The sequence below is a fragment of the Rubripirellula reticaptiva genome (genome assembly GCF_007860175.1).
GTDB lineage: Bacteria > Planctomycetota > Planctomycetia > Pirellulales > Pirellulaceae > Rubripirellula > Rubripirellula reticaptiva.
Genome location: NZ_SJPX01000006.1, coordinates 861779 through 873511, shown reverse-complemented (window position 1 = coordinate 873511; position 11733 = coordinate 861779). Strand labels below are relative to the sequence as shown.

Genomic DNA, 11733 nt, shown 5'->3' with positions numbered 1-11733 from the left:
GATGGGAGAGGCGCGAAGCTTATCTGGAGCACGTCGCAAACTGGGGCAGGCTTGTTTCGCGACAATGGACAATGTCCGCGACTGTAGGAATTTGCTCGAATGCAATGTGGCTAGTCGTGGCGATCAATGTCGACAACAACAGGGAATGGAGTTGCCGACGGCAACCGTTATCACGAACTTGACGATGTTTTGAACGTAGTTGCATCGTTTACGCTCAGGCTCTCTTGCTGTCCCCCGATGAATCACCTGCATTGCGGGTTATGACGATTCGTCGCAGATCGAATCCAAGACAATGAAGTGATCGCGATGAAGCAAACTTTGCCGGTGGCGGAGGAACCGCACGTTGCGCCAGTCAGCACAGCTTCGCAACAATGACGGTGGTAGCGGCAATGCCATGTGAATCATCTCGCCATGACGGGGGCGGTGATTTCGGACGATGATGGTGATGCGGGGCACCGGTTCCGTCGTCGTCGATTCAGGATGAGTCAGTGGCGTAGCTTGTTCGTTCCAAGGATGGAATGTTATGTGCTTGAGTCGGGGCATCCAGTACTCGTTCGCGCTGTTTGCGGTGATGCAGATTGTCGGCAGCGTGACTTATGCACAGAACTACGAACGCTACAAACCACTCGACATCTCAAACATTGATGTCGTTTCTCCCGCGCTGCCTGAACAACGCGATCTGCCCGAGGCTGTCGAGGACGACCGTATCTTGGTGGAGTCGCTGGAAGCCGTTGTGATTGTCGACACGGCTGACAAAATCGCAACTGACGAAACCATCGATGATCTCGAAGGCATCCACTATCGATTCGATAGCAACGATTCGCTGGTTCATCAGTCGCAAGTTCGATCGATTGTCGCGGCCCAGATCGGTCAACCGATCACGCTACGCCGCATCAATGAACTTACTCGTGACATCATCAAGCAATACCGTCGCTGCAAACAACCGATCGTCGATGTTGTCATCCCTGAACAACGCGTCACGGGTGGCACATTGCATCTAGTCGTGATCGAGTCTCGCATCGGCAGTGTCAAAGTAAAGCCCGGTTGTTACTTTGATTGCGAGGAGGTTTCGCGTTGGGTTGAATGCACGAAGCCAGGCCGAAAGATCTATGAACCATGGATCGAAAACGACTTGTTATGGATGAACCAAAACGCGTTCCGGCGAGTCAGCGTTGACTTTGAAAAAGGAGCCGCTGAGGGAACGACCGACGTCATCTATTCGGTAAAAGACCAGTTCCCGCTGCGTGGTTATGTCGGCGTCGATGACTCGGGTGTCGAAACGCTGAATTACGGTCGATTCTTTGCCGGCTTTCAGTACGGCAACTTGTTTGGCCGTGGCGGAACTCTGGGATACCAGTACACCGCCGACGAAAGCTTTTCGCTGTTGGAAGCTCACTCACTTAGTTTTACTCAGCCGATCAACCGAGACTACTCGTTTCTGACGTATGGAAGCTGGGCCGGCGTGTCTCCGATGCTCGACGGTGGTCTCGATCAAAACGGAGAAAGCTACCAATTTGGATCGACGCTGACTCGGCATCTGGAAAAGTCCCGCACGCATTTTCGCAACTTGACCGCCGGATACGAATTCAAAGCAACCAATAACAACTTGGAATTTGCTGGATCCACAATCAGTAACTCAGTCGCCGATCTCTTCCAACTGCGTTTTGGATACGACGATTACATGCGGATTGATGCTGATCAGTTTCGCAGTTTCAACGTTGACTGCTTTATCGGTCCGGGTGGCGGCATGACCGGCAGCCACTCCGCGGCGGCGTTCAATACACTGCGGCCGGGAACTTCACCCGACTACGTTTATGGGCGGATGCGATACGAGCGCGCCGATTCCGTTGGCCGCGATTGGTTGTTGTCGAGTCGCTTTGCCGGGCAAGCTTCATCTGAGCGATTACTGTTTAGCGAGACCTTGGGGCTGGGCGGTTTCGACACCCTTCGCGGCACCGACCAGCGCGCCTACAACGCAGACCACGGCTGGATCGCCAACTTCGAATTCGGACCTAAGACCTATCGCTGGGGATGTCAACATGACCCGCGAACCTTCCGTGCTTACACGTTCGTCGATATGGGCAACGGCTATGTTGCTGATCCGATAGATGGCGAAGACGCTTACACATTCGCGCTCAGCACTGGCGTCGGCGCCAGGTTCCAGATCAGCGACCGTTTGATTGCTCGCTTTGACTACGGTATCGGCATCCAGGACATTGCCGACAACGGGCGTAGCGATCGGGCTCACTTTGGCCTGACGTGGATCCCGGGTCGCCGGCTTTACTAAGTTCACGGCGGACAGGAAAGATGTTTTGGTTAGCGTAGTGCTGTTAAAAGATCTCGGATCTGTTCGTGGACATCAGAGGTGGCTCGCACAACAAGTACCTTTTGCATGGCAAAGTACTGCATCGCTCCGTTACCGCCTCGAACATCCCAAAAATCGGGAGCGATGATTCGCTGGATCAGTTCGACCAGTCCCCAGCCCTCGGCCTCGCCGAGCACTCCACCCGCGCTGCCAGCTAGGTTCGCGGTATCGCCTGTCAGCAGTGCGTCGACTTGTGATGATAATCCGCTAGGCCGCGTGATACCGTTGCGATTGAGCGATGCTTCGCGAGACTGTTTCACTTGAATTAGTCGTCGCCGAATCCGGGTCGCTGCACCTTGCAGCATTTCGCTGTTTGGGTACCTCGGATCATTGTGAATGACCACGAATAGGTCGCATAAATTCATCGCCACCATGGTTGCTTGCGGACTCTGACGCCGACTATTCTCGCGAGACACTTTGGCTTCTTCGCGAAGCAATTCGCTTGTTTGGACGCGTAGTTCCGTCAGCGAAACGGGCTCGGTTGCCATGGCGGGCGAAGAACAAAAAAGCACTGCCGCAGCGAACACTCCAGCGGCTAGACTAGGGAACTCTGACCGACGCCTCATCCACCCAATCGTTTTCATGAAGTTTCCTTTTTTAAATCGTTCGCACAAAGTTCGCTTGGCCGTTGCCAGTCTGGTCCTCGGTGCACTCAGTCTACCGGTGCTGTCGCCGGCTGCGGTATCACAAGAAACAGCGACCGAAAAGTTTTCGCCTGCGGTGGTCGAGAAAGCCGACAAAATATTGGAAGACGCAAAGCTGCGTCGTGTGGGCAAGGTGATTCAGTCGACTGACACCGCCGAGATTGGGCGTGCGATCAGCGGACTATCCAAGACTCGGCGCGAACTTAAACGCATCTACGACGACTGGAAAGCGGTTGACCAGCAGATCCATGCGATGGAGCAAGAGTTGAAGCGTTTGAATGTGCAATATGGCGAGCTGAACTTGCAACTTGCGCGAGGCAACGTCACCTCCCGAGCTCGCGACCAGGTGGTTGGGATGATCAACGCGGGGATTGCCCGTTCGAAAATTCTAGAGAGTGAAAAGTCGGCTCAAAAGGTGCTGCTTGCGTCGAAACGAGCCACCCTGAATTCGGCGGAAGCAGAATATGCCGAAACGGTGCTGGCGATTCGAAGCGACTACAAGAAGTTGAAAGAGGAATTGGACAAGCAACTGATCACGTCGCCGGTTCAAATTGCTTTGCGAGTGATGCATGCTAACTTTGACACGCCGGAGGCAATGACGGCCGATGATATTTTGTCCGTCGTTGACAAGCGACTGCAGAAGATCGAGCAAGAAGTGTTTAGCGAGACGATTGCGTTGGAGGTGGTCAATCAGTCGCTGTATGTGAATGTTGTGGTGGGGCGAGTATCGACGCGGATGGTTGTCGACAGCGGCGCATCGCTGATCAGTCTGCCAAGTAAGACCGCGACAGAACTGGGCATCGTGGTTCCGCCGGATGCTCCGCAGATGCGAATGATCATGGCCGATGGTCGTGAGATTCCGGCACGCGGGGTCACGTTGGCTCGGGTTCGCGTCGGCGAGTTTGAGGCCGAGAACATCAATGCAGCGGTTTTGGATGCAGCCGCAACCGATGCCGAACCGCTGCTTGGGATGAGCTACCTGGGCAACTTTAAATTTGAAATCGACATGGCCGAGAAAAGCCTGAAGATGTTGCGAGTCAAAACGGACGACTGAATTTGCGAGAGTTTGCGGTACAAAGCTGATTGAAGTCCCGGGTCATGCTTCGCTGTATCGTTTCAGTTTGCGATCGAGCGTACTTCGTTCGATCCCTAGGATTTGAGCAGCTCGGCTTTTGTTACCTTCGGTATGCTGGAGCACGCGTTCGATGTGTTGTCTTTCGAGTTCCGCAAGCGTCGTTTCGATCGCGGTGCCGTCCGAAATGTTCGCAGGCGAAGCGGAGTCAGCGGCCGGCGTTAGCGATAGATCCGACTCGTCGATCACATTTTTGCGGTTCAAGACGACAGCCCGCTCGATCACATTTTTGAGTTCGCGGATGTTGCCTGGCCAATGGTAGGCACGCAGTTTTTTTTTCGCGGCGTCGGTGATGGACTCAATTTTTCGGCCCATTTCAGCATTGAAACGCTGCAAGAAATATTCGGCCAGCGTAACGACGTCCGAACCTCGCGCTCGCAACGGAGGCACGATGATCTCGACGACGTTGAGTCGATAGAAAAGGTCTTGTCGAAACTTGCCATCTGCCACCATGGCCTGCAGGTCGCGATTTGTCGCCGCCACCACCCTTGCGTCCACACGAATCGATTCGTGTCCGCCAACGCGTTCGAAAGCATGCCCTTCAAGCACCCTCAGAAATTTCGCTTGAATGTCTGCACTCATCTCGCCGATTTCGTCGAGCATCAACGTGCCACCGTCGGCCATCTCGAACTTGCCACGTTTGCGGTCGGTCGCGCCCGTGAAGGCGCCTTTCTCGTGACCGAACAGTTCGCTTTCCAACAATGTGGGCGAAAGTGCAGCGCAGTTCAAACAAACTAGCGGCCCATCTTTTCGCTTGCTGGCATGGTGAAGCGCGGCAGCCACCAATTCTTTACCAACCCCTGACTCGCCACGCACCAGCACGGTTGCCGACGTTGGCGCCGCCAGCGTGATTTTTTCAATCACTTCGGCAATGGGCTCACTTCGTCCAATGATTTGAACTTTGTCGCCAAGTTGGTTTTGCAGTTGGCGAATTGTCCGTCGGCTCTGGTTTAATGCCTTGCCAAGTTCTTGTCGATCAATCTGGTTAGCAAGCGACTCGGCAAGGATTTCGCAGGCGGCGACCGCAAATTCTAAGTCGCTTGACGCGAGCGGACGTCCACCGGCGGCCGTGGTCAGATGCAGCATTCCTCGGATTGGACCATCAACGCGACGGATCGGAGCCAGGATCAGACTTTCAATATCAATTTCGCCGCGGCTGTTTTCCGTGGCCAGTTGCACATCACCTAAGACGTTGCGTGCCAGCGTTGCTTGGCCATCGTCGGCAGCAACGGACTTCAATAGCGACTCGGGCGGTCGGCGATAGCTTCGCGGGCCCGTTTGACGCGTTGACACCAAAGGTATGTCGATCGCGTCGGTGTTTGTTTCCGAATCGGTACTGTTCAAATACACGCCGGCCGTGTCGATCGCGACATTGGCCGTCAAACATTCCAGCGTCGCTTCAACTGCGGCGATGGGATCGTTTTCGCGAGCCAGGGCGAAGGCGAGTTGCAGAAGCGGCAAACTGGCCCCACCGATCGCTGGCAAAGTCGAAGAACCTGAATGCAGGTATACGCTTTCGCGGCGTCGGTCGGTGATCGACGCGGGATCGATTTCGAGGGTAAGTTGATCGTCGGTCGCATGCGGCGCTGATTCGGTGGTTTTGTCCGTCTGCCTGCCGTCGATCCGATCGGTGAAAGTGATGGCGAAACCGGCGATCGTGATGAGGTCGCCTGTTTTTAGCATCGTTGGCGACTCAATTCGCTGGGAATTGACGAAGACCCCATTGCGGCTGCCAAGGTCTTCGATTTGCCAGTTCGTTGTTGATGCGGTGGCTGGTTTTGTTGCCGGCTTGGCGGTTTCACTTGTTTTTTCGCCAACCCAGTGGATTCGGGCGTGCCTGCGACTGGCTTGGTCGCTTCGCAAGACAATTTGATTCGCCGAGGAGCGGCCGATTACCGCTTCGGCGGGCGGCGAAAGCCGAAAAACGTCACTCCAACGCCCAGCCGAGCGCAGCACCAGATAGGCCCCCTGGCGAGCTGCCGAATCGGCGACTGGATTGGGCGGTGGTGACGATTGCGATCGTTGGGATGATGGTGTGTTCACGAAGTCTCGTCGAACCGGAAAAGCTTCGGTTGCTGGATGTTTCGAGGCTAACTATCTTAATGGACGATAACTTGGCTTCTGGCAGGAATTTGCTCGAAATTTGGGCCCGTCGCAGTCAAACTAGCATCATACTCATCGACTTTCGTACGTGGGACGTCCATCTGGACGCTACCCCAAACGGCTTTTACCCGGAGATCCACCGCGATGGATTTGGCCCCCCGAACTTTGCGTTCAATCAAACAACTCTTCATGGTCCCAGTCTGTTCAGCCGCAATCGTCGGCGTGGGCATGCTTGGTGCAGCCGTTTCCGTTCATGGGGGGATCACCGGCATTGGATCCCAACGATCCGTCGGGGGCGTGATGATCGACGCTGCCGGGGTCGTGCGAACGGCAACGCTTGACGAGAAACAAGAACTCGCCAATGCACTGCGCCAAAACATTGTGCCCGCCGAGGGCATGCTGAATGATACGACCGAATTGCGAATGATTTCGCTGGCTGGATTGCAGAAGGCGATTTTGCAGCGAGATATGGACGGCCAACCGATTCCGGAAGACATCGAGTTTCTCGCTGGACTGCAACAGATCGATTACGTGTTCGTCGACCAAGACAAGCATGACATCGTGATTGCTGGTCCTGCCGAACCTTGGAAAATGCTGGACGACGGATCCGTCGTGGGCACCGTTTCAGGTGACTCGACCATGCGATTGGCTGACTTGGTGGTCGCCATGCGAAGCGTCGAAACCGCGCGTCAGGCTGGTATCAGTTGCTCGATTGAGCCAACGCCGGAAGGCCGTCGCCGATTGCAACAAATGCTGAGCCGCGTGAAGCTGCGTCCTGGGCAAAACCCTGTCGCGATGGAAGCTTCGATGAAGGAAGCGTTCGGACCGCAAATGATTCTGTTGACCGGTATCCCCGGCGACAGTCGTTATGCACGCACGATGGTCGCGGCTGACTTTGAAATGAAACGAGTCGCCATGGGATTGGCTCCGTCGCCAGTCGCCGGGCTGCCAAGCTTCTTAGAAATGGCCAAGAACGATCGCCAAGCGATCAGTGCCAACCCACGTTGGTGGATGGCCTGTGATTACGACGCGATGTCCAAAACCGATGATGGCTTGGCCTGGAAGTTGGCCGGTCGCCGTGTCAAAACGATGACCGAGCAAGACCTGGTAGCATCCGATGGCACCGCAAAGGCGTCAGGCCGGAAAGAGAAGATGGCTCAGCTTTGGGCTGACAAGATGACCGAGTCGTTTTCGGAGCTGTCCAAGGCGATCCCCGTCTTCGCTGACCTCGAAAACGTGATGGACTTGACCGTTGTGGCGACCCTGATCGTTCAAGAAAACTTGGCGGCCAAAGCTGGCATCGACTTGTCGACGCTTTCGCAGACGGAAAACTCGATCGAACTTGCGCAATACTCGGTTCCTCGCAGTGTCGATCCTCAGTGCAGTTTCATTCACGGCCGCAACGGATGGGTCGTTACCGCATCGGGTGGCGTTGACGTCAACGCGTTCGAAATTGTTGAAAAGCAAAAGGTTGACGCATCGATCAGCGAGACTCGCCAAGCCGCTTTGGCGTCGGCCGGCGATCGTTGGTGGTGGAACAAATAGTCGTCGAAGTCAAACGTATTTCGACGGAATCAATTCGATGGGATCATGGGGACCACGAACGTTCGAGGACGACATTGCGTGCGATTGGTTAGAAGACCTATTGGATTCTGACCCGATCGCATTCTTTGATCACTGCCTCGATTTGTCCGAGCCGGGGGCGCTCGGCATGTTGGCATGTGTTGGAATTGTCTGCACGGCTGAGATGATTCGTGGCTTGCTCTGCGGGCCGCGAGAAGGGTTGCCCGAAGCGGCGCATCGTTGGCTGGAACGAAACAACTCGTTGGACGTTCTGGTTCAGAGCCTGGTTCCCAGCACCGTTGATGGGCTAGACCGTGTCCTCAACGATGATTCCGAGATGTACCAACAGTGGGAAGACGCTGGCCCCGAATTGGACGCCTGGCGCAGGCAGATCGAATCGCTGAAGTACGAGCTTCGCATGTGCGTTTAACAGCTGGTTTTACCGCCTAGCGACTATTCAATCATCGCCCGCTTCTGCGATTCGCGTTCGGGCATCTTGCCAGACGGCTTCGCTGGCTCGGCGGCACTGTGTTTGTCATCGCGTATTGCCTTGTCGCAAGGCGGGAGCATTGCCTGTCCAACTGCTAACAACAACTATTGCGGCGTTTCCGTTCAGGAAACGCGATGTTATGCATCGCTTACCGTTTGCCAGGGTGGCGTTTGCCGTTGCGACGCATCTGAAAGTACAGCAACGAAAGCATTGCAGTTAGCCCCATAAATTGACTTGGCTCGGGCACTGCGGTGACGGCGAAGCTTGCTGAGAATCCGTCAGACACTCGACTGGATGACCAGTCCATTTGCATTCGCAGAATTTCACTGTTGCCTGACAACGGGCCGAGGGACACCGGATTGTCAGTGAAAAACGACTGAGCGGAGGTGATATCGTTGAACGTCCATGCGTCGTTAAACCCGGTACTGCTTATAGAAAGTATCAGGGTTTCGAAGCCATTTCCGGTCGAAGAGAAATCGTAAAATCCGATCGTTGCATCTTGCCCCGCAAAAGTTAGGTCCGGTAACTCGAACTCAAGAAAAGTTGTGAACGTGTGCTGTCCAGATCCGTCGGACGGATAGCCACCACCAAAATGTCCAATCCCAAGAACCACGTCGCCATCGATTGCATTCTGGATGTTGGATTGAGACGCAAGCTCTATCTGGACGTCAGAAAGTGTCGGTGACATTGTCAGAAGCGAGTACGCATTTGCATTTGTCACGTCAGAGGCTGACCACATTGTTCCATCGACCGCTGAATAGCTTTCGACACGACTTTGGCTACCGACATTTGCGGTTACCGAATTGGTAAAGCGGATGGAATCTAAGGTTCCGCTGCCGAGGGTGACTCCGGCCGACGCTGTGATTGCGGTTGAATTGCCATTCATGCCGTCAGCAATCGAAACCGCGCGCGACACTCTGCCCTCGGCGACTGCCGTCGAAGTCGCTGTGCCGCTAGCGGAAACGCTCGTAGCAAATGCTTCTGCAGCACCTGAGCGGATCGAGAGGACGTTGCCGGCATCTGAAACAGCATAACCTGCGATGGATTGCGCATTGGAGGTTGCGACTTGATTGACTCCATTGGCTTGTGCAAAGGAAATTGCGCTCGTGTCGCCACCTAAACCGCCCAATGTTGGTTGTCCGCCGGTTGATCCACCGTCGCCGCCGTAGGATTCGATCGAAGATATCGCACTCATGGTTTGTGAAATACTTGAACCGCTAGCTCGCGATTTACCACCGTCCGCACCTGATGCACCGCTAGTGCCGTTACCGCCCTGTCCCCCGAAAGAAAACACTTCGACTGTTGCATCACCGATATTCTGGAGCGTTACGTCCGCAGTCGCTTCACCGGCGGCGCCACTGAATCCGCTCAAATCGTTTCGATCGCCTCCCTCACCGCCGTAGACTTCACTCGTCAATGCGGAATTGAAATTTGTGTTGCTGGCGTTCAGTTGAGACTGCGCCGAACCACCAATGCCGGCGGCACCGCGTTCCGAATTGCCCCCCGCCCCGGCTTCAACGACTTGAAGTACCGAGCTTTCCCCCGAACTTAGATTGCTGATCGCCGTAGTCGAGTTGTCGAGTGAAATCGAAGCCCCGTGTCCGCCGATGCCAGAACCTCGTGCCGAGCCCCCTGAGCCGGCGAGATAAAACGCTTCGACACTAGCGATACCGCTGGTCGTCGTTGCGGCGACGACGCCTTCCGCAGTGCCACCGTCGCCTCCGGAGCCTTCAGCTGTTCCAAAAACGTCTCCACCCCCACCGCCCTGAATACTTGAGAATGCAAACGCGCCTGTCGTGCCTATCGCCGTCAGATTCGAAGTAATATTTCCACCCGCACCTCCGTTTCCAGTACCAGAATTTTTGAAGCCTCCGTCGCCGCCTCGTGCGGAAACGAAGGCGTCCACTTCATCAGTTGATGACATCAGGTTCAACGCGCCGATTGCACTGCCACCATCGCCTGACGACGCGCCACCAAATCCAAACCCGCCATCTCCACCGCGAAATTCATTGTCAGCAACAATCTCGCCCGAGTTCGAGAAGCTGCCGATTGATGTCGTGTCTCCACCGGAGCCGGCAGCGCCAGCTGTGCTATTCCTATTCCCACCTCCGCCGGCCTCGGTCTGCAGAATCGCGCGAACGAATGAAGTATCGTTGCTGGCCGTCAACTGGTTCGTTGCGTTGCCGGCAGTACCGATCGATCCAGATTCTGCCGAACCAGAGATCCCGCCGTAGGCGCCTTGGTAAAGGGATGCGATGCCTGTGACGTCAGCGGTTGCACGAATGGCGTCAATGACGGTGGCGGAACCACCATTTCCTGAGGCCCCGTTCCCTAATGCATTACCGCCGTCGCCACCGTTGGCTTCGACTGATGCATTGGCCTCGGCGTTACCTGTTGCAAGAGTGTTTGCGACAATTGCAGAGACACTTCCGCCGTTGCCGCCCGATCCTCCATCTACGATTGCCCCACCTCCTCGTCCACCCGTAAGCAGCGCGTCGGCGTTAGCTTCGTCGTCGATAGAATTTGCGACCACCCCGGGGGCAAGCACAGCTGCTGCTCCGCCGTCACCACCTCTTCCCGCAATACCGTCGAACGATGATGAGCCGCCAATTCCAGGGACTCCGCCGACGGCCCCATCGCCACCAAAGGCGTTCAAGAAAGAAGTCACAATGCCCGACCCACTCGAGGCAACTGAACCTTCAGTGTTTCCACCATCTCCTCCGCGTCCCCCATTTCCTCCGGGGAAACTGCTCGAGACTGCATTGCCGCCTGCACCTCCTTTCCCTCCCGTGCCGCCACTAATCGCCAATCGGTTCTCGACGTCGATGGTCGCAACCGAAGTACTAATAGCTTCTCCAGAACTACCGTTAGCTCCGGCTTGGCCAGGATCTTGGTCAGCGCCGTCGGCACCATCCATTCCTGCCAATCCAATGGTAGTTACGACTGCCGCATCGGATTGGGCGCTGAACCCAATGCTTGTCGCGATAAGTACGAGTAAAGTCAAAAGGCAGCTGTTCGCTATTTGGACGTTTGCGTTTTGCCTGCTGCAGATCTTGCCGGACAAGCGACCATTTAAAATCGGTTTGATAACTAAATGATGCACAGATCACCTATAAGATGAGAGTCATGAATGCGCACATTTTATCTGACCCCGGTATCAAACGCGAGCTAATACCGGGGGACTTCAAATTTCGAATGTCGCCCTCATGTAGAGCTGAACCCAGCTTCGTTTCTGCGATGCGATTTAGAATAGGTTGTCAGGAGTGAGCACTGAGAACCGCGATCAAAATGGGACGTTCAAACGACCCTCAGGCACCAGCTAGACCAATTGTCCGATCGCGATCTGCTTGGAATTTACGTATCTTCGATGTGCTTTGAACCTTTATGCCGCGTGGGAAACCACCTACGTCTGGATTCAAAATTTTGTGAGGGCAGC

Annotated in this window: 7 protein-coding genes; 4 read left to right on the top strand and 3 right to left on the bottom strand. The window is 55.2% G+C overall.

Annotated elements, in window-relative coordinates; all coding sequences use genetic code 11:
* Nucleotides 1–523: 523 nt before the first annotated feature.
* The gene (locus tag Poly59_RS28905; RefSeq protein ID WP_146537517.1) at nucleotides 524–2287 is read left to right on the top strand and encodes a ShlB/FhaC/HecB family hemolysin secretion/activation protein; all 1764 of its coding nucleotides are present in this window, start codon (nucleotides 524–526) and stop codon (nucleotides 2285–2287) included.
* Between the two features lie 29 nt (nucleotides 2288–2316).
* On the opposite strand, the gene Poly59_RS28900 is transcribed toward Poly59_RS28905, so the two are convergent.
* Nucleotides 2317–2853 carry a hypothetical protein gene (locus tag Poly59_RS28900; protein WP_146537516.1) on the bottom strand — a complete coding sequence of 179 codons (537 nt, stop codon included), beginning with the start codon at nucleotides 2851–2853 and terminating at the stop codon, nucleotides 2317–2319.
* Between the two features lie 94 nt (nucleotides 2854–2947).
* Between Poly59_RS28900 and Poly59_RS28895 the strand changes: the two genes are divergently transcribed.
* Nucleotides 2948–4063: a retropepsin-like aspartic protease family protein gene (locus tag Poly59_RS28895; protein WP_186776585.1), complete on the top strand. Its 1116-nt coding sequence runs from the start codon at nucleotides 2948–2950 to the stop codon at nucleotides 4061–4063.
* A gap of 42 nt (nucleotides 4064–4105) precedes the next feature.
* Here Poly59_RS28895 and Poly59_RS28890 read toward each other — a convergent pair whose 3' ends face one another.
* Nucleotides 4106–6184, bottom strand: a complete 2079-nt coding sequence (locus Poly59_RS28890; RefSeq protein ID WP_146537514.1) for a sigma 54-interacting transcriptional regulator — start codon at nucleotides 6182–6184, stop codon at nucleotides 4106–4108.
* A gap of 249 nt (nucleotides 6185–6433) precedes the next feature.
* Here Poly59_RS28890 and Poly59_RS28885 point away from each other — a divergent pair, with 249 nt between their 5' ends.
* Both Poly59_RS28885 and Poly59_RS28880 read left to right on the top strand, forming a co-directional pair.
* Nucleotides 6434–7789 carry a DUF1598 domain-containing protein gene (locus tag Poly59_RS28885; protein ID WP_186776584.1) on the top strand — a complete coding sequence of 452 codons (1356 nt, stop codon included), beginning with the start codon at nucleotides 6434–6436 and terminating at the stop codon, nucleotides 7787–7789.
* A gap of 37 nt (nucleotides 7790–7826) precedes the next feature.
* On the top strand, nucleotides 7827–8237 hold the full coding sequence (locus Poly59_RS28880) for a DUF4259 domain-containing protein (protein ID WP_146537512.1): 411 nt from the start codon (nucleotides 7827–7829) through the stop codon (nucleotides 8235–8237).
* 208 nt (nucleotides 8238–8445) lie between these two features.
* Here the strand turns inward: Poly59_RS28880 and Poly59_RS30505 are convergent, their stop codons facing one another.
* The gene (locus Poly59_RS30505) at nucleotides 8446–11301 is read right to left on the bottom strand and encodes a beta strand repeat-containing protein (protein ID WP_146537511.1); all 2856 of its coding nucleotides are present in this window, start codon (nucleotides 11299–11301) and stop codon (nucleotides 8446–8448) included.
* Between the last annotated feature and the right edge of the window lie 432 nt (nucleotides 11302–11733).

Bases quoted from the DNA above. Each gene is read 5' to 3' on its own strand.
- Poly59_RS28900 (WP_146537516.1), bottom strand. From the start codon at position 2,853: ATGGCAACCGAGCCCGTTTCGCTGACGGAACTACGCGTCCAAACAAGC.
- Poly59_RS28905 (WP_146537517.1), top strand. From the start codon at position 524: ATGTGCTTGAGTCGGGGCATCCAGTACTCGTTCGCGCTGTTTGCGGTG.
- Poly59_RS28880 (WP_146537512.1), top strand. From the start codon at position 7,827: ATGGGATCATGGGGACCACGAACGTTCGAGGACGACATTGCGTGCGAT.
- Poly59_RS28895 (WP_186776585.1), top strand. From the start codon at position 2,948: ATGAAGTTTCCTTTTTTAAATCGTTCGCACAAAGTTCGCTTGGCCGTT.
- Poly59_RS28885 (WP_186776584.1), top strand. From the start codon at position 6,434: ATGGTCCCAGTCTGTTCAGCCGCAATCGTCGGCGTGGGCATGCTTGGT.